The sequence below is a fragment of the Sphingobacterium puteale genome, from assembly GCF_003627955.1.
Classification (GTDB): Bacteria; Bacteroidota; Bacteroidia; order Sphingobacteriales; family Sphingobacteriaceae; genus Sphingobacterium; species Sphingobacterium puteale.
Map to the genome: position 1 here is coordinate 18,756 of NZ_RBWS01000006.1, position 23,364 is coordinate 42,119.

Consider the following 23,364-nt stretch of genomic DNA (forward strand, 5'->3'; position numbering starts at 1 on the left):
TCTATGATATTGATAGTCGATGACAACCCAGATAATATTTATTCGTTACAAAAGTTATTGGAATCCAAAAATTTTAAAGTCGATACAGCCCATTCCGGTGAAGAAGCTTTAAAGAAAATTTTAAAATATAATTATGCTTTAATCATATTGGATGTGCAGATGCCCGATATGGACGGTTTTGAAGTTGCTGAAAACATTGCTGGATTCAGTAAGACTAAGGAGACGCCGATTATATTTTTATCTGCTGTCAATACAGATAAACGTTTTATTACGAAAGGTTATGATTCAGGAGGACTGGATTACGTCACTAAACCCGTCGATCCGGATATTCTGATGCTCAAAGTCAAAACATTTTACCGGCTTTATGAGCAGACTCAGGCCCTCAAGGATATCCAGCAGACTTTGGAAATGGAAGTGGAAAGACGGAAACAGGCGCAATTGGAACTTCGTTCGAAGGTGGACTATTTACATACTTTATTGGAATCATTGCCACAAATTGCTTTTACCTGTGACCATCTTGGTAATATTGGCTTTGTCAATGGCCGTTGGTTCCAGTTTTCGGACAGTGAGAACACTTTCCCGCAGACGCATCCTGATGACCGGTCGATCATGACCGAATTGCAGGAAAGTCTTGAATCCGGTAAACCTTTGGAAATGGAGGTGCGGGTTAAAAAGCGGGAAGAATCGGGGTATTCGTATCAATTATTAAGGGTCTGGCCAATTTTGGAGAATGGTGAAAACAATTGGGTGGGCACATTTACCGACATTGATGCGCAAAAGAAAGCAGAAAAGGAAAAGGATGAGTTTTTGAGTATTGCGAGCCATGAACTGAAGACACCGCTGACAAGCATCAAAGCTTATATGCAGCTACTTGACCGTAAGTTAAGTCTTGACAAAAACTGTGCGGAGGCCAAGTATGTTGGCCGGGTTCAGGATCAGGTTGGAAAGCTCAACAGTTTGATCACGGATTTGCTCGATCTGTCAAAAATCGACAATGGTAAACTGCGGATCAATAAAAAGGTATTCTCGCTTGAACGCATGGTACAAAATGCCATTGATTCCATTGTGCAGACCCATGATCAGAGCAATATGGAATTATATAGACAGGGAGATATCTCGGGACTCATGGTCTACGGTGATGAAATACGTCTGGAGCAGGTTCTTGTTAATTTTTTAACAAATGCTTATAAGTATGCCGCCGGAACAGAGAAGGTTATCGTCGATTGCACTGTAATGACAGATGTCGTAAAAGTCAGCGTGATAGATTTTGGAATCGGTATACCTGAAAACAAACTGTCGGAGGTTTTTGACAAGTTTTACCGTGTAGAGGAAACTTCCTTTGATTTCCAGGGACTGGGAATAGGCCTTTATATTTGTTCGGAAATTATCCGTAGTCATCAAGGTACCATTGCCGTGGAAAGTGCAGCCGGTAAGGGGGCCACATTTTATTTTACATTACCATTAAATCTACCCACAGATGCCGAATAAAACACTTAGTAACTTATCTATAGGAATCGGTTTTTCACTACTGGCGCTGCTGGTGAGTTCCACAGCATCTTATCTGGGGATTAAAGAACAGAATAAGCATCGTCAGGAGCTCGCCGTTACCCGAAAAATAATCAGTTTATCAAATATTATCCTTAATTCTCTACAAGGTGCAGAAACGGGAAACAGGGGGTATCTACTCACGGGGAAGGAGAATTACCTGGAGCCATTCAACCAGGCTATAGAGAGCCTGCCGGTTGAGCTGAAGGAAATAAAAGAACTTACGAAAGCAGATCCGGAGCAAAATGTTCGCGTAGACAGCTTATTTACAGCGGCTCGGCAAAGGTTAGCTGTATTAAAGGAGTTCGTGAACGTTAAAAGAAACGGAGGGACTGTTAGTCTGACACAGCTGGACGAGAGCAAATCCGCGATGGACAAATGCCGTAGCATTATTAAAGATATTATTCATTACGAAGATGATGGTATCGATCAGAAATCCATTAATTTAGATAATTCTTCGTTTATAACGACTTTATTTATTGTGATCAGTGCATTGCTATCGCTGGTGATTACGGCGTACTTTTATTTTCGGCTAAGGGCAGACTTTCTTAGACGATTAGCACTGGAAAAGTCTCTCCGTGAGAAGGATGAAGGGATTGCCCGCAGGTTAAATATGGTTCAAAAGATCACTAATCGCATTGCTTTGGGAGATTATGATGTCAAAGCCGAGGACATTGAGGAAGACGACCTCGGCGCGATAGCAAAATCCGTTAACCGGATGTCAAAAGCCTTAAAGAAATCATTCGATCAGCTTAAAGATAATGACTGGCTGCACATGGGATATGCCGACCTTTATACCGGATTGGTCGGTAACAAAACCGAACGTATACTTACCACAGATTCAGTAAGAGGATTGGTCAATTATATAGGCGCTATTACCGGAGCGATCTATGTTTTTAATGAGGAAAAGCTTGAACTATCCGGCGCTTACGGATTGGATCCCAGGGCACAGCAATATTTTCTTCCAAATGAAGGTTATGTTGGACAGGTCTTTGTTGATCGGGAAACGAAAATTATAAATAATATAAACACGGAAGACTATATCGTAAGTTTTGCCAGTGGAAAGGTCAATGTACAGCACCTTATTTTTGTACCTATTGTATTGGCTGATCAGGTATTGGGTGTGCTGGAGATCGGGCACCGTCAACCGTTTGCGGAAATTGAATCAACATTTCTGACGGAATGTGCCCGACAACTTGGTATCGCTATCGCTTCGGCGAGGGGCCGGGCTAAAATTCAGTCACTTTTGGAAGAAACTCAAGTACAGTCTGAAGAATTGTTGACGCAGCATGCGGAGCTGGAGAATCTGAATACGGAATTGGAGGCGCAGACTTTGCGTCTGCAGTCGTCCGAGGAGGAACTGAAGGTGCAGCATGAGGAATTGATGCAATCAAACCAAGAACTGGAACAACGTTCTAAACTATTGGAAGACAAAAATCTATTGATTGCTGAACGTAACCTGGAAATTCAGCAGAAAGCAGAGGAACTCGCTTTAAGTACTAAATATAAGTCTGAATTTTTGGCAAATATGTCCCATGAGCTGCGTACACCGTTAAATTCCATCCTGCTACTTTCGCGTTTGCTATCGGAGAATAATGAACACAATCTTAGCGCTGACCAGATCGAATCGGCTAAAGTGATTCAAAGCTCGGGAACGAGCCTGTTAACCTTGATCGACGAAATATTGGATCTTTCAAAGATTGAGTCGGGTAAAATGACATTGGAGTATGCGACACTGAATTTAAATGATATCTCGGCAGATCTGAATAATTTATTTCTTCCGATTGTCAATGAGAAAGGCCTGGCTTTCACAATCAATATTGATCCCGGCGTCAATAAAAATTTTCAGGGGGATCGGCTTAGAATTGATCAGGTGCTGCGGAATCTGATTTCAAATGCGGTTAAATTTACAGCAGCCGGCGAGGTGAGACTGGATATTTATGAAGACAGTTCCGATAAGGATAAGCTTGTTTTTGCCGTGATTGATTCGGGTATAGGGATTCCGTTGGACAAACAGAAGATAATTTTCGAGGCTTTCCAGCAGGCGGACGGTTCGACAAGACGAAAATTCGGAGGGACAGGGCTAGGACTGTCGATCAGCAGAGAGATTGCACGCTTGCTGGGCGGTGAAATCAGACTGGAGAGTGAGGAAGGAAAGGGAAGTACGTTCCTATTTATCATTCCGAACCGTGCGGTAGAGCCCGGGGAGCTGCGTACGAAAGAAGAGTTGCTTGTAGAAGAAATCCATTCTGAAATAGAGGAGGTGCGTGAGCTTGTGGCTGATGACGTCTATAATCCCGCTACAATACGTATTCCCGAGGAGTTACCTGATGATCGGGATAGTATTGTTGAAGGTGATAAGGTTATTCTGATTGTCGAAGATGATATCAATTTTGCGAAAGCACTATTGAAATACACGCATAGTCAGCACTATAAGGGTGTTGTTGTTGTACGCGGGGATCATGCATTGCCGGCGGCCAAGAAATATCATCCACAGGCGGTTTTATTGGATATTCAATTGCCAGTCATGGATGGATGGGCTGTGATGGATGAGTTAAAGGGGGATAAGAGCACAAGACATATTCCGGTACATATCATGTCTTCACTTGAAGTGAAGAAGGAAAGTCTGTTAAAAGGCGCAATTGATTTTATCAATAAACCTGTGGCTTTGGAACAGATGACATCTGTTTTTCAAAAGATAGAATCCGCTTTGAGCAGGTCTCCAAAAAAGGTGCTCATTGTCGAAGAGAATCCTAAGCATGCTAGCGCATTGGCTTATTTTTTAAGTAGTTTTAATATCTCACTTGAAGTAAAAGATAATGTTGAAGACAGTATCGTAGCGTTGGGAACTGCTGAGGTAGACTGTGTAATCTTGGATATGGGTGTTCCCGATGAAATGGGCTATAATACCTTGGAGGCCATCAAACAGCATGAGGGACTTGAAAATTTACCGATTATCATATTTACGGGTAAAAATCTGTCTAAGTCAGAAGAACTGAAAATCAAAAAATATGCAGATTCTGTGGTTGTTAAGACTGCACATTCTTATCAGCGGATTTTGGATGAGGTAGGGTTATTTCTACATCTGATCGAGATAAACAGTTCAGATGATGTGCGACGAAAAAACAATGGGCTTGGCGCATTAGCGGATGTGCTGAAAGGAAAAAAGGTGCTGGTGGCCGATGATGATGTGCGTAATATATTCTCAATGACAAAAGCATTGGAGAAATTTCAGGTAGAGGTGATTCCAGCAATGGATGGTAAGGAAGCACTGGATGTACTGCGTTCGGGAGAGTCGATTGATATCGTGCTAATGGATATGATGATGCCCGAAATGGATGGGTATGAAACAATCAGGAATATCAGGCAAATGCCTCAATTTGCGACATTGCCCATTATTGCGGTCACTGCCAAATCAATGATTGGTGATCGCGAAAAATGTATACGGGCCGGTGCTTCGGACTATATCTCTAAACCTGTGGATATAGACCAGCTGTTGTCGTTGTTGCGAGTATGGTTATATGAAAATTAATTAAGGCGGTTAATGAATCGAAATAAAGTGATATTAATTGTTGATGATGACAGCAGGAATATTTTTGCACTCGGTTTGACCTTGAGAGCAAGAGGATACGAAGTTGTCAGTTGTACTTTAGCAAAGGATGCAATTCAACTTTTGGAAGAGGGAAATGGTATTTCATTGGTGCTCATGGATATGATGATGCCCGAGATTGATGGTTATGAAGCGATTCGTTTGATTCGGGCTTCCACGGTTATCAAAGATATTCCCATCATAGCTGTAACTGCTCAGGCAATGCCCGGGGACCGGGAGAAATGTCTGGCATCGGGGGCGAAAGCTTATGTTTCAAAGCCGATTGATGTCGATGTGCTGTTGACCGAAATAGAACGATTGATATAGTGATGTTGGACCATAATATAATTAAAGACGAGGAGATCGATATTTTATTGGAAGATATCTATCAGCGCTATGGCTACGATTTTATACAGTATAGCCGGGCATCGATTAAAAGAAGGATCAACCGGATCATGACGAATGACCGATTGGTGAGTTTTGCGGAGCTCCGATTCGCACTGAAAGACGATCCGGAGTTTCTGCAGCATTTTGTGGAGGAAATTACGGTGAATTTGACGGAGATGTTTAGGGATCCTTTATTTTTCCGACAGCTGCGTGAGGAGATCTTGCCGCAGCTGGGGACCTATCCATTGATCCGGATCTGGGTGGCAGGCTGCGCCAGTGGTGAGGAAGCTTATTCTTTGGCTATTTTACTTAAGGAAGCCAATCTCCATCATAAATCGTTAATTTATGCAACGGATATCAATCCACGTGTACTGGAAATAGCCCGCAATGGTGTCTATCCACTGAGTCAGATCAAATCTTTTTCGGAAAACTATATCGAATCCGGAGGAAAACAGGACTTTTCGAGTTACTATACGGCAAATTACGACTGGGCTAAATTTGATCCGGAATTGAAGCAAAAAATGATCCTATCAACCCATAATTTGGTGTCCGATACTTCTTTTAATAGTTTTCAGCTGATTTTGTGTCGCAATGTGTTGATTTATTTCAATAAAGAGCTGCAGGATCGTGTATTTCGATTATTTGATGCAAGCCTGGAAAACCTGGGTTTTTTGGGCTTAGGTAGTAAGGAAACCTTACGTTTCTCAAGTATTCAACAGAACTTCACCGCAGTAGGTGATCAAAAAATTTGGAAAAAACTCTACCCACAATAAGATGGTTTTATTGGGCGCGATATTCAAACCTTAATAGATCCATGTATGGGAGATAAACTAAGCTATATGAGCAAAAGAAAAACTGTACTGATATTTGAAGACGATACCATTATATTGGAGGTCATAACAGTGGTGCTGACAGATTTGGGGTTTCATGTTGAAGTCTCCGAAACATCACATGATATCATTCAAAAAGTAGAAGCTACGGAACCTGACCTTATTTTAATGGATAACTGGATTCCAAATATTGGCGGGGTAGAGGCTACCCGTCTCTTAAAAGCCGATGATAGGTTTAAACATATTCCGGTTATTTATGTGTCTGCCAATAATGACATCGAATCGTTGGCTGTACGCGCTGGTGCAGATGATTTCTTATCCAAGCCCTTTGATCTGGATGATCTGGATGATATTGTTAATAAGTATATTGAACGATGATAGTTTGGGAACCCCGGCCAGCGCGTCTGGTTCGAATCCATATAACATAAAAAAACCTTTCATTTCTGAAAGGTTTCTTATGCGGAGAGTGAGGGATTCGAACCCCCGAACCTGTGACAGTTAACGGTTTTCAAGACCGCCGCATTCGACCACTCTGCCAACTCTCCGCGACAAAAGTACGAATTTTTGCTCTCCTGCCAAATTTTATTTTAGAAATAGTTCCTATTTAGCTTTTATAAACTGTATATCAGCGCTAAATTTTACATCGTCACTTACCATCACGCCACCTGTTTCCAAAGCTGCATTCCAGTTAAGTCCAAAATCTGAGCGTTTGATCTTTCCTTCGACGATAAAGCCAGCTTTAGTGTTTCCCCAAGGATCTTTTTGGATACCCGCAAATTCCAGATCAAAAACTACAGGTCTGGTCACATCACGGATGGTCAGATTTCCTTTAATTTGATCATTTTCTAAGCTTGTTGCTTCAAATGTTATCGCAGGATATTTTTCTACATCGAAAAAGTCAGCGCTCTTTAAATGTCCGTCACGTTGCTCATTTCTGGTGTTGATGGAAGCAGTATCAATAGATACTTTTGCAAGTGCGTTCTCAAAAGTATCATCTTCTGCATCAAGATCTATTTTAAAACTGTCAAAGTTTCCTTTAACGTTTGTGATCATCATGTGTTTTACTTTGAATTCTATTTCGCTATGTGCAGCGTCCAATTCCCATTTTCCTTGTGCCATAATTTTATGTTTTTTCTTATTTGTTTAATAACACAAAGGTAACAGCGTTATTTGTCTTTTTGTTTGACCTAGATCAATAAAATAATCTTGTTGAAAAGCAATCAGTTATTGAAAAACCATAAAAAAAAGCAGGTGATATTTTGGAATTGTTGAACAAATGTCTACTTTTGCATTACCGAAAGCGACGCGCCAATAGCTCAGCTGGATAGAGCATCGGTTTTCTAAACCGACGGTCTCAGGTTCGAATCCTGATTGGCGTACCAAAAAGCCCCTTTGTTCGACACAGAGGGGCTTTTTTCTTATACTGTTCTCAGTTTTTCCCATCTGTTATCTAACTGGTCCAACACAAAAAGTTGGCGACAAATAGCGTTCGCTCTAAAATATTCAAAGGGTTTCTCTATGTATTTTGGTTAAACGCATAGAAATTAAGGTTACTATTTTTTAATCGCAAAATAGGGGAAGGGGCCGTTTGTCCAACTATGGTATATGAATTTTGCTTCATTGGAAATCGTCTATTATACTTGATTTTTGTACCTTTAAAAAACGTTGAATGGTAGTTTATTTAGCTTATCAACAAAAGAATTAGCAATACTTTGTGGTTAGCTACATGGAGTTAAATGGTGTGATAGCATCTATGATGGATGAAATATTTAAAAAACAGGTATACGAATTAACGAGACTGATCCCAAAAGGGCGTGTTTCAACTTATGGTGCTATTGCAAAAGCGTTGGGATATCCGAATCACGCTCGTCATGTTGGAAAAGCAATGAGCGGCTGTCCAGGAGATGTGCCTGCTCATCGGGTGATTTCCAGTGGTGGCGTATTGTCCGTTCCGGAATTTCAGACCAAACTGGAGGGCGAAGGTATTGTGATAAATAATCTTAGGGTCAGGGATTTTAAGAAATTGTTCTGGAATCCGATAAATGAACTTTAAAAACTGGATAAATGGTAAAATATTGTGCGTTTTTACGGGGAGTAAATGTAAGGGGAACTAATATGAAGATGGCCGATGTATGTCGGGTATTTAAAGATACTGGCATGGATCATGTAAGTTCAGTGTTGGCTTCCGGAAACATTGTTTTTTCATCGGATAGCCCTGTGGACGAACTTAAAATCGTTTTGGAAGCTGCTATGTCTAAGTCTTTTTCCTACGAAGCTTTTTTGTTCATTAAATCGGAGGAAGAAATTGCGCTATTCAGACGTAATATTCCTTTTGACATTCGTCCCGATTTTCATATTTATGCTTTTGTAGGTTTGCTGGGTGTAGAAGAACTGCTCATGCAAGAATTCAATATCAGTACCAAAGCAGCTGATGAAAGAGCCGAAGTGATTAACGGCGTATTTTATTGGCAGGTGCCCAAAGGTAATACACTGGATTCAACGTTCGGAAAAATATTGGGTAAGAAAAGTCTGAAGGATAAGTTCACCAGCCGCAATGTGAACACATTTGAAAAAATTCTGAAGATAATGCAATAGGCTATTATTGTTATTGCACGCTAACATTAAAAAGGCGTAATGATTATCGGATAATAGCCAGTACGCCTTTGATATTAAAGTAATTTACACATTGATCAGCTTTTCTCAATTTCTGCGGATTGAGCCCATATATTAATATGTCCATCTTTTGCATAGAGATCAATCTCATGGATTTCTTCTGCCGTGAATGATAGGTTTTTGAGTGATCCGACACAATCAATGACCTGTTGCGGTCTCGACGCCCCAATAAGTGCAGAAGTCACCTGTTGTTTTCGAAAAACCCATGCAATGGCCATTTGTGCTAAGGACTGCCCTCTACGTTGTGCAATCGCATGTAGCGCCTGAATATTTTTTCGGTTTTCTTCACTAAGAAACTTGGTCTGCAAGGATTTTGATTGTGAAGCCCTGCTATTTTCAGGAATATCATGTAAATATTTATCGGTTAACATGCCCTGGGCAAGTGGAGAGAAAACAATTGAACCAATACCAATCTCGCCCAGAGTGTCTAATAGACCATCCGACTCAACCCATCGATTCAGCATGGAATAGCTCGGTTGATGGATAACAAATGGTGTTCCCAATGATTTCAGTATTGTATAGGCTTCCTTGGTACGTTGTGAGTTGTAGGACGAAATACCGACATAAAGAGCTTTCCCGTTTCGCACGAGCTGATCCAGGGCCATCATGGATTCCTCTAATGGCGTGTTTGGATCGAAGCGATGTGAATAGAAAATGTCAACGTAATCTGTTCCTAAACGTTTTAAGGATTGATCACAACTGGAAATAATATATTTTCGGCTGCCCCATTCGCCATAAGGGCCGTCCCACATGTGATAACCTGCTTTTGTTGAAATGATCAGCTCATCGCGATATCCCGCAAACTGTTGCTTAAGAATTTGTCCGAATGCAATTTCCGCGCTACCCGGAGGCGGTCCATAGTTATTGGCTAGATCGAAATGCGTGATTCCGAGATCAAAAGCCGTTGTGCAGATGTCAACTTTGGTTTGATGTGCCGTGTCATTCCCAAAATTGTGCCATAAACCTAAGGAGATCGCTGGTAACTGAAGGCCGGATTTGCCACAACGGTTATAAATCATCTGTTGATAGCGATCGGGATGGGGAGTGTATTGCATAAAATTGAATTGTTTTATTCCAAATATAAGTAATAAACAAATTTCCCCGAATTGAAATTTAATGTATTTTTATATCAAATTTTGAATAAGTTGAAGCTGTAAAAAAAAGATGAAGAAAATCACTTGGATCGTAGGGTTGTTTTTGTTCTGGGCAGGCGGTGCCCATGCACAGTCGAAACACCTATTATTTAAAACCGCATTTGGGGAGTTTAAGGTTGTACTTTATGATTTTACACCACATCATCGTGATTTGATGTTAAGGTCGATTAAAGATAGTGTTTATCAGAATGCCCTTTTCAATCGTATTATTGAAAATTTTGTTGTACAAGGGGGAGAACATGATATAGATATAGAAAAGAAGGAGGCAGCAGATCCCTTACACCGGAAACCTAGACTGGCGGCGGAATTTGACGAACGTGCTTTTCATAAAATGGGGGCATTAGGAGCGGGACGAGACGGCAACCCGGAAAAAGCTTCCTTCCTTGATCAGATTTATTTTGTCGTTGGAAAAAAGATCAGCTCCGCAGATCTCGATAGCTTGGAAGCAAAAAAGGGTATAAAATACAGTAAAGAACAGCGTAAGGAATATTTAGCGCATGGTGGGCAACCTAGGCTTGATCATGATTTTACAGTTTTTGGCGAAATTTATCAGGGTCTTGATGTGATCTTGAAGATTAGTCAGGTTAAAACAGATCAACTAGACTTTCCATTAGAAAAAGTACCTTTCACCATTGTGGAAATAAAGGAATAAAACCATCCTTCAAGATGGTTTTATTCTTTAGTCGGGCATTTGTCTTTTTATAAGCCTTCCTTTATCTGTTGTATTGTTCAAATTCTTCCTTTAATTTTTCGTAACGTTCTTTCCATTCATGAGGAAGTTTGTCGGGGATATTTTTCAGACTTTTCAATTGAAAAGCAAATACACAGGCCGCAAAACCGGCGGTGCTAATTGCCATCCCCGTCCATATCACAAGAGATAGCCCTGCAAAGAGCGGGTTCCAAAGTAAAATAAAGCTAAAAACAATGCCTAGTACCGCAAATAACGTAATCCAGCCCCAAGATTTACTGCCATAATTTTTGAGATCAAAGGAGAAGGACAACAGTTGAAATGACCTGAACAAAGCATAAAATCCGACAATAAAAGACAAAGTGCCCGCAGATAATAGGGGATTGGTCATGAGTAAAATTCCAAATAAGACGTAAAGAATGCCCCCGGTAAGGTACCAGCCCCAACCGTCAACCTCATTTTTGTTTTGTAAGGCAAAAATAATTTCCAGTACCCCAGAAACAATGAATGACCAGGAAAACAACATGCTCAATGCGAGAAAGGACGTGACGGGAGTGGATATCGTATAGAAACCCAATAAAATTAAGAGAATTCCTATGATAAGCGGAATATACCAATGCTTGATGGAGGATCTGATTGTTTTTAAAAATGAATTTGCCATAATAGTGTTTTTAAATTTAAATCTTTCCGGTCTCTTTTAAAATAGTGTAAGGTGCATACATAACATTGATTTCAGCATTTGTATACTTCAATTCTGTTTCTAATCTAGAAATGGAAGCAACTAATGTTATCAACTGTTGGTGCCAATTGGTTCAAATACTTTTTCCAATAATATGCTACGGCCTAGCCGCAAACGTTTTGTTGTATATCGGCACATTACGTCTTGGGTAGGCCTTATTGTATTTAATGTATGCGGTATTAACAGTTACGCTAAACTTTTGTTTCAGGCAAGCTCATATTTCTTGTTTTTGGGAATTTGCAAATCTTTTTACAAGCGTGGGGTAGGGCTAAAAAGAATGGAACTTGTTACATCAATAAAAGGAAACTGTCTATTTTTTGACGGGCAGCATGTAGTTGGGGAACTTACCGTTGGGATTCAAGGTCGAAAAAAAGAGTCTTCCAAAGCATATTCGATTGGAGGACTCTTTCTATGTGATTTGAAAGATTATCGATGATTTAGAATGCTACTTTTTTAGGATCCGATCCAGAGAAACCCATTGCTGGTAATGTCCGAATTATCTTGATATCTTCCTCCGTAAGGTCGAAGCTATCAATATCCAAGTTTCGTTTAATATTTGCCGGATTGGTGGATTTTGGTAGTGGTAAAATGCCCTGCGAGAGTGAAAATTTAATACAGATCTGTCCCACACTGGTAGACTTCTGCTCCGCTAAAGCGATCAGGGTCTCATCCTGCAATATTCTTCCCGAGCCGAGTGGGGACCATGCCTGCACTAAAATATCATTTGATTTGCAAAGCTCGACAGTTTCCTCTTGCAGATAACCGGGGTGAAATTCAATTTGATTGACAGCCGGGATGATCGTTGCTGTTTCCAATAATTTGGCGAGATATTCTTTCGGGAAATTGCTAATCCCGATAGCTTTTACCTTTCCTTGTTGATATAAATATTCAAGGGCTTTCCATGTTTCAGCGTTGATCGTTGCCCAGTTTTCGAATTGTGATTCATTCGCCGGCCAGTGAATCAAATAAAGATCAATGTACTCCAAACCCAAGTCTGCTAGGGATTTTTCGAATGCAGCAATTGTTTTATCATAGCCACGCTCGGTATTCCATAGTTTGGTTGTTATGAATAATGTATCACGCGCTATTCCGCTGTCTTTGATCGCGCGGCCTACACTTTTTTCGTTACCATATATGGCGGCGGTATCAATATGTGTATACCCGACTTTCAATGCTTCCGTAACGGCCTGATATGCCTCTTCACCTTCGGGAATTTGCCAAGTTCCAAATCCAATTGCTGGAATATCAATTCCATTGTTCAATTTGAATGATTTCATGCTTAATCGTATTTTATTGTTTGACTAAATTAGGGTTTCGATTGTATTATCCCGTCATTGAAATGTAAAGAGGGTTGTCTTTTCGAGAGAAGAACCCAAACTTATTCTGGATTGCCAAAATATATTTATTTTCACAATTTTATTGTCAAAAAGGTCGGATTAACGCAGGGTTTATGGCATTAATTCTTATCTTTAGGCGAAATTTTGAAAAAATTAGATTTTCATTGATTTCACATAGCATTAAAAATTAAACATATTTCTAATAGATTACTATGTCAAACAAATCAAAAATTGTTTGGACAAAAACAGACGAAGCACCTTTGTTGGCGACTTACTCGTTTTTGCCTATTGTACAAGCGATTACAGCTACAGCTGGTATCGATGTTGAATTGAGAGATATCTCTTTAGCAGGTCGTGTTCTTGCAAGCTTTCCCGAATTTTTAAAAGAAGATCAAAAAATTGCCGATGCTTTGGCAGAGTTGGGGCAAATGGCGACAACACCAGAAGCGAACATCATTAAGTTACCGAATATTTCAGCATCTATTCCACAATTAAAAGGCGCTATTGCTGAGTTGCAAAAAGCGGGTTACGCTATCCCTAACTATCCGGATGAAGCAACCACGGAGGAAGAAAAAACAATCAAAGCTAAATATGCAAAAGTACTGGGCTCTGCTGTAAACCCAGTATTACGTGAAGGTAACTCGGATCGTCGCGCACCTAAGGCGGTTAAGAACTACGCGAAAGCAAATCCACATAAAATGGGTGCTTGGGCAAAAGATTCTAAAACAAAGGTAGCATCAATGACTTCCGGTGATTTCTATGGTTCAGAAAAATCTGTAACAGTAGAAAACGCTGGTCAATTCAAAATTGAATTTGTAGATGCACAAGGGAGCGTTACTGAATTAAAAGGGCTTTCTCCATTAAAAGCGGGCGAAGTAATTGACTCATCGACATTGAGCTTAAATGCATTAAAAGGTTTTGTTGCTGACGCGATCGCTGAGGCGAAAGCGGCGGGCGTGTTATTGTCTGCGCATTTGAAAGCAACGATGATGAAAGTTTCTGACCCTATTATCTTTGGCGCTGTTGTTGAAACTTATTTCGCAGATGTATTTGCTACCTATGGTGAGTTATTCAAAGAATTAGGTATCAATAAAAATAATGGTTTAGGGGAAGTATACGCTAAAATTGCGGGTCATCCAAAAGAGGCGGAAGTGAAAGCTGCCATCGATGCTGCTATTGCGCAAGGTCCGGCTTTGGCGATGGTTAACTCGGATAAAGGTATTACAAACTTCCACGTTCCTTCTGACGTTATTATTGACGCATCTATGCCGGCGATGATCCGTATTGGCGGTAAAATGTGGAATAAAGATGGTCAGGAAGAAGATACGATCGCCATGGTTCCTGATCGTTCATACGCAGGTGTTTATGAAGCAACAATAGAGGACTGTAAAGCGCATGGTGCTTTAGATCCCAAAACAATGGGTTCTGTTCCAAACGTTGGTTTGATGGCTCAAAAAGCGGAAGAGTATGGTTCTCACGATAAAACTTTCCAGGCTGCGGGTAACGGTGTTATCCGTGTGGTGGACGCCGATGGTCATGTGTACATGGAACAGAACGTTGAAGAAGGGGATATTTTCCGTATGTGTCAAACAAAAGACGCACCGATTCAAGACTGGGTAAAATTAGCTGTAAATCGTGCGCGTTTGTCAGATACTCCGGCAATATTCTGGTTGGACAAAAACCGTGCGCATGACAGAGAGATCATTAAAAAGGTAGAGAAATATTTGCCTGATTTTGATACGACGGGTTTAGATATTCGAATCCTATCTCCGATTGAGGCAACTAAGTTTTCATTGGAACGTATCCGTAAAGGGGAAGATACTATTTCTGTAACAGGTAACGTACTACGTGATTATCTGACAGATTTGTTCCCTATCTTAGAGGTTGGTACCTCGGCTAAGATGTTGTCTATTGTACCATTGATGAACGGCGGTGGTTTGTTCGAAACTGGTGCTGGTGGTTCTGCTCCAAAACATGTGGAGCAATTCCTGCAAGAAGGTTACTTGCGTTGGGATTCATTAGGTGAATTTTTGGCTTTAGGAGCGTCATTGGAACATTTGTCGCAGACACAGAATAATCCAAAAGCATTGGTTTTGGCTGAAACCTTGGATGAAGCAACGGAGAAATTCCTTGCAAATGACAAGTCTCCAGCACGTCGGGTAGGTCAGATTGATAACCGTGGATCTCACTTTTATTTGACATTGTACTGGGCACAGGCCTTGGCTGCTCAAACGAAAGATGCTGAACTGGCGAACCGTTTTGCCGCGGTAGCAAAAGAATTGACAGATAATGAAGCGAAAATTAATGATGAATTGATCGGCGCACAAGGTCAGGAACAGAACATCGGTGGTTATTACTTCCCGAATGACGAATTAGCGACGAAAGCAATGCGTCCTTCTGTGACACTAAACAATGCCATAGCGCGTATTTAAGGGTTACCTGATGTTGTGATAAAATAAGAAGAGCCCCGTTCAATGATCGGGGCTCTAATTTTTGGGTCTAGTTGTTATATGCTCTTACTTTATCGAAAGGAATAATCTATTTTAACGGATATTTTACACCTTTAAATGTCATCTTGACAGGTTGAATACGACCCTTTTTGTCAAATTTCATCTCGTCTATACAAGTGACACGTTCATTCGCGCCTTCCTTGCCCAATGGTCTGCGATGATAAACAATGAAATATTTATCCTTATTAGGAACCTTGATGACTGAATGGTGCCCGGCACCGACGGCAACTTCCGGATCACGTTCGAGGATAGTTCCAATGCGCTCAAATGGCCCAAACGGAGAGTCGGCAATTGCATAAGCGACCTTATAGTCGGGACCTGTCCAGCCGCCCTCTGACCACATAAAGTAGTATTTTCCCTCTTTGATAAACATAAATGGGCCCTCGACATAATCCTTTGGCGTAATTTCTTTGTAATAAGTTCCGTCATCAAAAGGAAGCAAACCCGTAAAATCCGGTTTGAGTTTGACCATATTGCAATGTTTCCAGCCACCATAATACATATAGAATGTACCGTCTTTATCTTTAAAAACAAATTGATCTATGGGTTGCGCGCCGTTGATAATATCATTTATCAATGGTTTGCCTAGAAGATCTGTATAAGGGCCTTCAGGTTTGTCCGCTACAGCCACGCCAATTCCGCCGATTTCCCCTTCATGCACGTCGTTAGCACTAAAGAACAAATAATATTTACCGTTATTTTCAAGTACGGCTGGCGCCCACATCGCTTTTTCGGCCCATTTTACCTGGGTATTTTGGAGTACCCGCGGATGTTTTTCCCAATGTGCTAAATCCGAAGAAGAAAATGCATCAAAAAATAGTTGTTCTTCATACGGGGCTGAATAGGTCGGGAAAATCCAATATTTGTCATTATAAATAATTCCCTCGGGATCGGCATAATTACCATTTAAAACTGGATTCTTTTGCGCAATAAGTGTCGTCGCCAGAAACAAAGATGTTGTCGTAAAAAATGTCTTGATCATCGTTATGGTTTAAAGGTTTAAGATAATACTTTCTATAGGAGCATATAGCTGATAAAATATCATTTTTATGCTGATTTTTCTCAATATTTTTAAAATGTTAAAATTATGTTAAAATATGGCTGAGCTTTCGAATCTTTCCGCTTTATTTCACATATTTGTTTATGTCATTTCCAAATGGCATAAATACTTTTCATAAAATAGGTTAATAATATGGCTAAAATACCCGAAGTCCCCCAGGCTTCGGGTATTTTCTTATTCACGCTCCAACCCGAAGATCATAACTAATTTCCCATCAATATAAAAGTTTAAAGTCTGCTCGGCAATATCAAATTGAAGCTGCTTTTGCTCCAGTACTGCAAAGAAATCATTTTCAATATTGGCTCCGTTACAGGATTTCATCGTACTGGCGAGACGCGGAAAACTGATCACATTGCCTTTAATGCCAAAATTACCCCAGAAATTATTACATCCTGTCGATCCGGCAATGGTGCCATTTTTTGCATCGAAACCGATATTGGCCTTATTACTTGAAACATCTTTACCATTTAACTGCAGTAAATTCCACTTGAATCTGGCAAGAAATGAAGCCACACTGGGTAGATCGGTGACCCTTTCTTTGGAAATAATGTCAAGTAATTCATATTGAATGCTGTCGGTGTCTTTTGCTTTCGTTTGCTTTACTTTTATACGATAACGATATTGTTCTTGGTAATCGAAACCGAGGATCGGATTGGAAATATATTCCCATTTGTTTTTTTTACTGGATTTCACCTGGAGGCAGTTCAATTTTCCCGATGTTGGATTATTTACATAATTCTCGGCAACATCCCAGATGGCAATTTCCGTGTTTTTGGTCTGGGATTTGTTGATTATTTCCGCCAGTGCATAGATTGATGTTTGTGCAGTCTGCGTTTTTTTTACCCGAATCGTGTATTCAAAGTTGGCATTGTAGTTAAACTGTTGTATTTCTGCATAGAATTTTTCCCAGTTTTTACTATTGTAATACTTTACGAGATAGGGAGGTGTACTTTCGAGCCCGGATTTAACTTTTATCCGAAACAAGCTGATTTGTGCATATAATCCGTACGGGAATAGAAATAAGGAGATAAAAAATAAGCTGGATTTCAGGGATTTCTTCATAATGGGCGTTAAATATCAATAAAAACGTATCTTTAAACATGAATATTGCACGAACAAAAGTACTCTTAGTCATGGTACTTTTTCTGTCCGGCATACGGATATATGCCCAAAATAACAAGGATTATTTTAAAACACAAGTCCCTCTAGGTGAATTGACGGATCCCGGGCTCAAAGAAGTGTCTGGTATCGTAGCCGCCCATGAGGAGGGAACCTTTTGGGTTCATAACGACAGTGGAGATAGTGCAAACATCTATTTGATCGATCGTCAAGCAAAGTTAATCAAAAGGTTTGCGCTGGAAGGAATAGATATGGTTGATTGTGAAGATATAGACCGTGTCAAAATTGCAGATAAAAATTACCTTGTTTTAGCAGATATTGGAAATAATCTCGGGAAGCGGGTTTGGGGGTGCCTTTATGTGTTTCCTGAACCTTCAGTTGGCGATTCTTCACTGATATCAAAGAAATATATCAAAACCATATTTGTTAAATTTCCGGGACAGAAACGGTTGGATGCGGAATCTATCATGGTTGATCCAACAGATAATACCTTGTATGTGGTTTCGAAGCGCGAATTTCAATCGACTGTATATAGCGCACCAGTTTTCAGAAATAGAAAACAACAGTATTTCACGTTAAGTAAAGTGGCTGAACTCCCTTTTACTTTCGCTACAGCAGCGGCGATAGACCCTACAGGAAAAGAGCTGCTTATCAAGAATATTACAACTATTTTTTATTGGAAAAGGAAACTGGGTAGATCATGGGGCGAAACGCTTCAATCGAAACCGATTGAAGTGCCTTATTCGGTGGAACCTCAAGGGGAGGCCATCGCATTCGATAAGGATGGGGAAGGTTTTTATACTATCAGTGAGCGCCCATTCGGTTTAAAATCCTATCTTTATTACTTCGAAAAAAATCCTAAATCAAATGATAAATAACAATCTTTTTTTAACGAAACAGATGGGTGCCACAGCACTGAATAGATGGAATAAAAAGAACAATCCAGTTCATTATTTCATGAATTTAAAGCAATTATTACTTTTATCAATTGCCTTATTTTGTTTTTGTATAGCCAGTAAAGCTGCGAAAGTCGATACTTTAGCTATCCGGAGTCAGCGAATGGACAAAGTTATTAAAACGGTCGTTATTCTTCCGAAGGGATACTCGGAACGTACCAGGTATCCGGTGCTCTATTTACTTCATGGATACTCGGGCAATTATAGCAATTGGGTGAAGAACTCTACTGTTGCTGCCCTGGCTGACCAATATGGATATATGGTTGTTTGTCCCGATGGGGGATTTGGAAGTTGGTATTGGGATATCGAAAATGATCGAAATTATCAATACGAGACATTTATTTCCAAAGAACTGATTGATTATATAGATGGACATTACGCTACTGTTCAGGATCGAAGAGGAAGGGCGATTACAGGACTTAGCATGGGGGGACATGGAGCCTTGTCACTTGCAATTAGGCATCAGGCGCTTTATGGTGCTGCAGGCAGTACCGCCGGCGGAGTGGATTTTAGACCCTTTCCTCTAAACTGGGAAATTAAGGATCGTATTGGGAATTACGCCGATTCGCCCCGGGCCTGGGATGATCGCGTGGTGATCAATATGATTCCCAAATTAGTGAACAATCAACTTCGTCTGATTATTGATTGTGGAAAAGAAGATTTTTTCTATCCTGTTAATATTGCACTTCACGATAAACTCATGTACCACAACATTAATCATACCTTTGTTACAAGTGAAGGAGGGCATAACTGGGCGTATTGGTCACGCTCCATTATCTATCAAATGGCCTTTTTTAATGATTTTTTCAGTCAGCCAGAAAAAAAATAAAAAGAAAAATAGATAAATATTTGGCTTAAATGAATAAAATACTATTTTTGTTTCTAGAAGATCTTGACTAACAAATTATAAACTTATTATTAAGCCTTACGAATTGTAAGGCTTTTTTATTATTTTCAACAAATTTTTGAATTCAGTCTGCTATGCTTAAACCTATAAAGGTTGTTTTTTATTTTTCTTCTATTTTGTTTTGCGCACAGCAATCCTATGGTCAACAATCTAAATCTATATCAGGATTTATCAGAGATAGTATCAGTGGTGAAAACATCATCGGTGCTTTGGTCCGTAATGAAGCCGAAAAAAGATCTACGGCTTCCAATAAATATGGATTCTTTAGTTTATCCTTACGTGGACAGGATACTTTTCTGGAGGTTTCTTCCATGGGATACCGAACAAAAGTTTTGCCCGTTCAGATGGGAAAGGACTCCACTTATATTGTGCAACTGGTGCCGGAAGAAAGCCAATTGGCTGAGGTTGTTGTCACCGGGAATCGGAGAAAATCAATCAAAGACCTGACGCCGGGTCTGACACAGTTTAGCCCGAAGGAGATTGAAAAAGTACCTGTATTGTTTGGTGAGAAAGATATTTTAAAGACGATTCAATTGTTTCCGGGGGTGACAAGCGGCGGAGAAGGAAGTAGTAACTTTTATGTTCGTGGAGGGGGAGGGGACCAAAATCTGATCTTGTTGGATGAGGCTCCGGTTTACAACAGTTCGCATCTTTTTGGTTTCTTTTCAACATTTAATTCGGATGCCATCAAAGATGTCAATTTTTATAAGGGCGGTGTGCCGGCGCAGTATGGTGGCAAAATCTCCTCAGTCATGGAGATAACAACACTGGACGGGAATAATCAGCATTTTAATGTGGAAGGAGGATTAGGGCTGATCGCGTCGCGACTTAAGGTGGAGGGCCCTATAGAGAAAGGAAAAAGCTCTTTTATGATCTCTGGCAGACGTACCTACGCTGATTTATTCCTGAAACTTTCCAGCGATGAAAATATAAAAAAGAGTGCTTTATTTTTCTATGATCTCAATGCCAAGCTAAATTATCGGATCGACGATAAAAATACCCTTTACTTATCGGGATATTTTGGTAAAGATGCAATGGCCTATCATGATTTATTTGATTTCAATTGGGGAAATGCGACGGGAACCATGCGTTGGAATCACGTGTGGAGCAATCGCTTGTTTAGTAATACTACATTGATATTCAGTAAATTTAATTATCAAGTGAAGATTGAAGACGACAATAACTTTAAGATTCGTTCCGATATATTCAACTATAATTTTAAACAGGATTTTCAGTACAGCCTTTCGGACCGTCACAATTTAAAATTTGGTCTGCAGGCAGCGTTACAGGAAATCCGCCCGGCAAGTATTGAAGCCGGAGAAGATTCTAAGGTAAATTCATTGCGTATTCAGCATCGCAAGGGGCTCGACATTGCTGCTTATATCTCTGATGACTGGTCGATAAATGATAAGCTTAAATTGAATTACGGTGTTAGAGCAACGGCCTATGCAACTTTAGGACCCGGTACCTTCTATACATTTGACAATGCCGGAGAAGCCGTCGATTCCACTTATGTTGGGCGTGGGGAAATGGGAAAAAAATATATCTATCTGGAACCTCGTATTTCCCTTAACTACGCCTTGAATGAATCGGCAACATTCAAAGCTTCGTATAATACGAATGTTCAGTATTTACATCAGCTGAGCAATACAACAAGTAGTCTGCCGACAGATCAATATGTATTGAGCAATAATACCATCAAGCCACAGTTGTCCAACCAATATTCGCTGGGTTATTTCAGAAATTTCATGTCCAATCGATATGAATTTTCTGTAGAAGGTTATTACAGGGATCTTAAAAATCAGATTGACTATAGAAATGGGGCCGATCTTCAGGCCAATGAACTTTTGGACGGTGAGCTCTTATTTGGAAAAGGCAGGGCGTATGGTGTCGAGTGGTTTATAAAGAAACGACTGGGGCGGTTGAATGGATGGATCAGCTATACACTATCCAAAAGTGAAAGACAGTTTGAACAGATCAATGATGGGCAATGGTTTAACGCGCGTCAGGATAAAACTCATAACATCGCTGTCGTGGCACAGTATCAATTGAATCCCAAATGGAATCTAAGTGCAAACTTTGTCTATTATACCGGTGATGCCGTAACAATGCCTGCCGGAAAATATTTTGTTGACGATAGGACGATCTTCTACTATGATAAGCGAAATGGCCAACGCATGCCTGCATATCATCGTTTAGACCTTGCAGCGACCTATGATATCAAACGTACAAAAAATACTTATTCCAGTTTATCTTTCGGGATTTATAACGCCTATAATCGCAAAAACGCTTATTTGATTGATTTTAGGGAGAAAGAAGGTCAATCCAATATAACCGAAATTTATAGGATTGCATTATTTGGCACGATACCGTCAGTCACCTGGAACTTTAAATTTTAGCACAACATGAGAAAGATATTGGCATTAATAGCCTTAACCTGGATAACCTTGGTCAGTTGTGAAGATAAAATTGACCTTAACCTGCCTGAAAATACGGGGCAGATTGTAATTACGGCAGACCTGATGGTGTCTGACCAACAACATGAGATCAGCATACAAAAAGTGGTCGGTCTAAAGGAATCCATGTTGGCTCCCATAACAGACGCGGAAGTCTCCGTAAGAAGCCTGCAAAATAATCGGATTTATACCTTTTCGCCAGGTGCAAATGGCGTGTATACCAATAAGACATTGCGATTACAGGAAAAGGCTAGTTATCAACTGTATGTAAAGACGGCCGACGGAAAGGAAATTGAAGGAACTTCGACGGTGCCGAGCTATGTTGATGTTGATTCGATCGGTCTATCGGAGCGCATCATATTTACAGATACCATTTATTACCCAACATTGGTTTTTAACGATCCACCCGAGAAGGGGAATTATTATAAGTATAAGATGTCCGTAAACGGAGGAGAATTACGCTTTATCGATGTATTTAATGATAAGTATAATAATGGGCTACAAGTACAACATGATATTATCGACCGCGACAGAGACCTTAAGATCGGAGATCGGGTACGGGTTTTGCGTCAGTGTATTGATCTGGGCGCATATACCTATTGGAATAGCTTCCAGATGATTAATCCCGGAGCAGCATCGCCCTCTAATCCGATTTCGAATCTGTCTAATAATGTTTTGGGATACTTTAGTGTGAGTGTCGGAAAGTATTATGAATCTGAAGTGGTTTTGTCAAGAAGTAGACCTTAACGCCTACTCTAGCTTTGCTATTTGATATTGATTTGCCTGTAGAAATTCGATCGTTTTAGGTAAAGCATATTCAACACGGGGAATGGCTTTGATATTGTCATGAAAAATAATAATAGAACCATTTTGAATATTAGGAAGTACGTTTTGAAGACATTTTTCGGGACTAAGGTTTTGATCGAAGTCTCCAGACATGATATCCCACATTACTACACGATAATTTCTATATAACTTTTTAAGCTGTGATTTTGTTGCTTTGGCATAAGGTGGCCGAAAGAGATCGGTTTGCGTTAGCTCCTGACATTGAGTTACATTGTCGATGTAGATCTCATCATTTGTATCCCAGCCTTTGAGGTGATTGTAGGTGTGATTACCTACTTGATGTCCTTCTTGTAAAATTCGTTGGAACAAATGTGGATTTTTTTTAATATTTTCACCAACACAAAAAAATGTTGCCTTGACCTGATATTTTTTTAGGATATCGAGTATAAAAGGTGTAATTTCAGGAATTGGACCATCATCAAACGTGAGATAGACTTTTTTTTCCGACCTCGGCATATGCCAGATCGATCTGGGATAAAGCCAACGCAGGAAAAAAGGGGATTTGACAAAATACATAACCGATAAATGAAGTTCAAATCTATAAAAATTGTATGGTTCTACATATGAA

Annotated in this window: 20 protein-coding genes and 2 tRNA genes; 14 read left to right on the forward strand and 8 right to left on the reverse strand. The window is 40.1% G+C overall.

All coding sequences use genetic code 11. The annotated features are described in order from the left end of the window. The first annotated feature begins 3 nt into the window (after positions 1 to 3). The 5 genes from D7322_RS07435 to D7322_RS07455 all read left to right on the forward strand — a co-directional run bounded on the left by D7322_RS07435 (position 4) and on the right by D7322_RS07455 (position 6,729). Positions 4 to 1,488, forward strand: coding sequence for a hybrid sensor histidine kinase/response regulator (locus D7322_RS07435; RefSeq protein WP_121122826.1), 1,485 nt, complete (start codon positions 4 to 6; stop codon positions 1,486 to 1,488). Then, positions 1,478 to 5,077 (forward strand): response regulator, encoded by a 3,600-nt coding sequence (locus D7322_RS07440; protein WP_121122828.1) that lies wholly within the window; start codon positions 1,478 to 1,480, stop codon positions 5,075 to 5,077. Before D7322_RS07435 ends, D7322_RS07440 begins: the two co-directional genes overlap by 11 nt. A 12-nt stretch (positions 5,078 to 5,089) precedes the next feature. Further along, positions 5,090 to 5,461 (forward strand): response regulator, encoded by a 372-nt coding sequence (locus tag D7322_RS07445; RefSeq protein WP_121122830.1) that lies wholly within the window; start codon positions 5,090 to 5,092, stop codon positions 5,459 to 5,461. A 2-nt stretch (positions 5,462 to 5,463) separates the two neighbouring features. Next, positions 5,464 to 6,294, forward strand: a complete 831-nt coding sequence (locus D7322_RS07450; protein WP_121122832.1) for a CheR family methyltransferase — start codon at positions 5,464 to 5,466, stop codon at positions 6,292 to 6,294. A 66-nt stretch (positions 6,295 to 6,360) separates the two neighbouring features. Next, on the forward strand, positions 6,361 to 6,729 hold the full coding sequence (locus D7322_RS07455) for a response regulator (protein ID WP_121123467.1): 369 nt from the start codon (positions 6,361 to 6,363) through the stop codon (positions 6,727 to 6,729). 82 nt (positions 6,730 to 6,811) lie between these two features. On the opposite strand, the gene D7322_RS07460 is transcribed toward D7322_RS07455, so the two are convergent. Both D7322_RS07460 and D7322_RS07465 read right to left on the reverse strand, forming a co-directional pair. Continuing rightward, positions 6,812 to 6,896: transfer RNA gene (locus D7322_RS07460), tRNA-Ser, on the reverse strand. 55 nt (positions 6,897 to 6,951) lie between these two features. Then, positions 6,952 to 7,470 (reverse strand): YceI family protein, encoded by a 519-nt coding sequence (locus D7322_RS07465; protein WP_121122834.1) that lies wholly within the window; start codon positions 7,468 to 7,470, stop codon positions 6,952 to 6,954. Between the two features lie 186 nt (positions 7,471 to 7,656). Here D7322_RS07465 and D7322_RS07470 point away from each other — a divergent pair. The 3 genes from D7322_RS07470 to D7322_RS07480 all read left to right on the forward strand — a co-directional run bounded on the left by D7322_RS07470 (position 7,657) and on the right by D7322_RS07480 (position 8,946). Beyond that, positions 7,657 to 7,733: transfer RNA gene (locus tag D7322_RS07470), tRNA-Arg, on the forward strand. Between the two features lie 371 nt (positions 7,734 to 8,104). Then, positions 8,105 to 8,404, forward strand: a complete 300-nt coding sequence (locus D7322_RS07475) for an MGMT family protein (protein ID WP_317125722.1) — start codon at positions 8,105 to 8,107, stop codon at positions 8,402 to 8,404. An 11-nt stretch (positions 8,405 to 8,415) separates the two neighbouring features. Then, on the forward strand, positions 8,416 to 8,946 hold the full coding sequence (locus tag D7322_RS07480) for a DUF1697 domain-containing protein (RefSeq protein WP_121122836.1): 531 nt from the start codon (positions 8,416 to 8,418) through the stop codon (positions 8,944 to 8,946). Between the two features lie 95 nt (positions 8,947 to 9,041). Here the strand turns inward: D7322_RS07480 and mgrA are convergent, their stop codons facing one another. Further along, positions 9,042 to 10,079 carry an L-glyceraldehyde 3-phosphate reductase gene (mgrA, locus tag D7322_RS07485; RefSeq protein ID WP_121122837.1) on the reverse strand — a complete coding sequence of 346 codons (1,038 nt, stop codon included), beginning with the start codon at positions 10,077 to 10,079 and terminating at the stop codon, positions 9,042 to 9,044. A 109-nt stretch (positions 10,080 to 10,188) separates the two neighbouring features. On the opposite strand from mgrA, the gene D7322_RS07490 reads away from it, so the two are divergent. Beyond that, positions 10,189 to 10,830, forward strand: coding sequence for a peptidylprolyl isomerase (locus D7322_RS07490; protein WP_121122838.1), 642 nt, complete (start codon positions 10,189 to 10,191; stop codon positions 10,828 to 10,830). A 61-nt stretch (positions 10,831 to 10,891) separates the two neighbouring features. On the opposite strand, the gene D7322_RS07495 is transcribed toward D7322_RS07490, so the two are convergent. Both D7322_RS07495 and D7322_RS07505 read right to left on the reverse strand, forming a co-directional pair. After that, positions 10,892 to 11,527: an HdeD family acid-resistance protein gene (locus D7322_RS07495; protein ID WP_121122840.1), complete on the reverse strand. Its 636-nt coding sequence runs from the start codon at positions 11,525 to 11,527 to the stop codon at positions 10,892 to 10,894. A 515-nt stretch (positions 11,528 to 12,042) separates the two neighbouring features. Continuing rightward, on the reverse strand, positions 12,043 to 12,882 hold the full coding sequence (locus D7322_RS07505; protein ID WP_121122844.1) for an aldo/keto reductase: 840 nt from the start codon (positions 12,880 to 12,882) through the stop codon (positions 12,043 to 12,045). A gap of 272 nt (positions 12,883 to 13,154) precedes the next feature. On the opposite strand from D7322_RS07505, the gene D7322_RS07510 reads away from it, so the two are divergent. Further along, the gene (locus D7322_RS07510) at positions 13,155 to 15,374 is read left to right on the forward strand and encodes an NADP-dependent isocitrate dehydrogenase (RefSeq protein ID WP_121122846.1); all 2,220 of its coding nucleotides are present in this window, start codon (positions 13,155 to 13,157) and stop codon (positions 15,372 to 15,374) included. 106 nt (positions 15,375 to 15,480) lie between these two features. Here the strand turns inward: D7322_RS07510 and D7322_RS07515 are convergent, their stop codons facing one another. Further along, positions 15,481 to 16,434, reverse strand: a complete 954-nt coding sequence (locus tag D7322_RS07515; RefSeq protein ID WP_121122848.1) for a glycoside hydrolase family 43 protein — start codon at positions 16,432 to 16,434, stop codon at positions 15,481 to 15,483. Between the two features lie 252 nt (positions 16,435 to 16,686). After that, positions 16,687 to 17,574, reverse strand: a complete 888-nt coding sequence (locus D7322_RS07520) for a DUF4377 domain-containing protein (RefSeq protein WP_121122850.1) — start codon at positions 17,572 to 17,574, stop codon at positions 16,687 to 16,689. Between the two features lie 38 nt (positions 17,575 to 17,612). Here D7322_RS07520 and D7322_RS07525 point away from each other — a divergent pair, with 38 nt between their 5' ends. The 4 genes from D7322_RS07525 (at position 17,613) to D7322_RS07540 (ending at position 22,697) form a co-directional block, all read left to right on the forward strand. Further along, on the forward strand, positions 17,613 to 18,509 hold the full coding sequence (locus D7322_RS07525) for an esterase-like activity of phytase family protein (RefSeq protein WP_121122852.1): 897 nt from the start codon (positions 17,613 to 17,615) through the stop codon (positions 18,507 to 18,509). After that, positions 18,499 to 19,416, forward strand: coding sequence for an alpha/beta hydrolase (locus D7322_RS07530; RefSeq protein ID WP_317125723.1), 918 nt, complete (start codon positions 18,499 to 18,501; stop codon positions 19,414 to 19,416). Before D7322_RS07525 ends, D7322_RS07530 begins: the two co-directional genes overlap by 11 nt. Positions 19,417 to 19,568: 152 nt before the next feature. Continuing rightward, on the forward strand, positions 19,569 to 21,893 hold the full coding sequence (locus D7322_RS07535) for a TonB-dependent receptor (RefSeq protein WP_121122854.1): 2,325 nt from the start codon (positions 19,569 to 19,571) through the stop codon (positions 21,891 to 21,893). A gap of 6 nt (positions 21,894 to 21,899) precedes the next feature. Continuing rightward, on the forward strand, positions 21,900 to 22,697 hold the full coding sequence (locus D7322_RS07540) for a DUF4249 family protein (RefSeq protein ID WP_121122856.1): 798 nt from the start codon (positions 21,900 to 21,902) through the stop codon (positions 22,695 to 22,697). Positions 22,698 to 22,700: 3 nt separating this feature from the next. Here D7322_RS07540 and D7322_RS07545 read toward each other — a convergent pair whose 3' ends face one another. Further along, entirely contained in the window at positions 22,701 to 23,252 is a 552-nt protein-coding gene (locus D7322_RS07545; RefSeq protein WP_394342585.1) for a polysaccharide deacetylase family protein, read from the reverse strand. Between the last annotated feature and the right edge of the window lie 112 nt (positions 23,253 to 23,364).

Coding starts and splice junctions, on each gene's coding strand:
- D7322_RS07515 (WP_121122848.1), bottom strand. CDS start 16,434: ATGATCAAGACATTTTTTACGACAACATCTTTGTTTCTGGCGACGACA.
- D7322_RS07450 (WP_121122832.1), top strand. CDS start 5,464: ATGTTGGACCATAATATAATTAAAGACGAGGAGATCGATATTTTATTG.
- D7322_RS07475 (WP_317125722.1), top strand. CDS start 8,105: ATGATGGATGAAATATTTAAAAAACAGGTATACGAATTAACGAGACTG.
- D7322_RS07465 (WP_121122834.1), bottom strand. CDS start 7,470: ATGGCACAAGGAAAATGGGAATTGGACGCTGCACATAGCGAAATAGAA.
- D7322_RS07540 (WP_121122856.1), top strand. CDS start 21,900: ATGAGAAAGATATTGGCATTAATAGCCTTAACCTGGATAACCTTGGTC.
- mgrA (WP_121122837.1), bottom strand. CDS start 10,079: ATGCAATACACTCCCCATCCCGATCGCTATCAACAGATGATTTATAAC.
- D7322_RS07440 (WP_121122828.1), top strand. CDS start 1,478: ATGCCGAATAAAACACTTAGTAACTTATCTATAGGAATCGGTTTTTCA.
- D7322_RS07495 (WP_121122840.1), bottom strand. CDS start 11,527: ATGGCAAATTCATTTTTAAAAACAATCAGATCCTCCATCAAGCATTGG.
- D7322_RS07520 (WP_121122850.1), bottom strand. CDS start 17,574: ATGAAGAAATCCCTGAAATCCAGCTTATTTTTTATCTCCTTATTTCTA.
- D7322_RS07505 (WP_121122844.1), bottom strand. CDS start 12,882: ATGAAATCATTCAAATTGAACAATGGAATTGATATTCCAGCAATTGGA.
- D7322_RS07490 (WP_121122838.1), top strand. CDS start 10,189: ATGAAGAAAATCACTTGGATCGTAGGGTTGTTTTTGTTCTGGGCAGGC.
- D7322_RS07530 (WP_317125723.1), top strand. CDS start 18,499: ATGATAAATAACAATCTTTTTTTAACGAAACAGATGGGTGCCACAGCA.
- D7322_RS07435 (WP_121122826.1), top strand. CDS start 4: ATGATATTGATAGTCGATGACAACCCAGATAATATTTATTCGTTACAA.
- D7322_RS07455 (WP_121123467.1), top strand. CDS start 6,361: ATGAGCAAAAGAAAAACTGTACTGATATTTGAAGACGATACCATTATA.
- D7322_RS07510 (WP_121122846.1), top strand. CDS start 13,155: ATGTCAAACAAATCAAAAATTGTTTGGACAAAAACAGACGAAGCACCT.
- D7322_RS07480 (WP_121122836.1), top strand. CDS start 8,416: ATGGTAAAATATTGTGCGTTTTTACGGGGAGTAAATGTAAGGGGAACT.
- D7322_RS07445 (WP_121122830.1), top strand. CDS start 5,090: ATGAATCGAAATAAAGTGATATTAATTGTTGATGATGACAGCAGGAAT.
- D7322_RS07525 (WP_121122852.1), top strand. CDS start 17,613: ATGAATATTGCACGAACAAAAGTACTCTTAGTCATGGTACTTTTTCTG.
- D7322_RS07545 (WP_394342585.1), bottom strand. CDS start 23,252: ATGCCGAGGTCGGAAAAAAAAGTCTATCTCACGTTTGATGATGGTCCA.
- D7322_RS07535 (WP_121122854.1), top strand. CDS start 19,569: ATGCTTAAACCTATAAAGGTTGTTTTTTATTTTTCTTCTATTTTGTTT.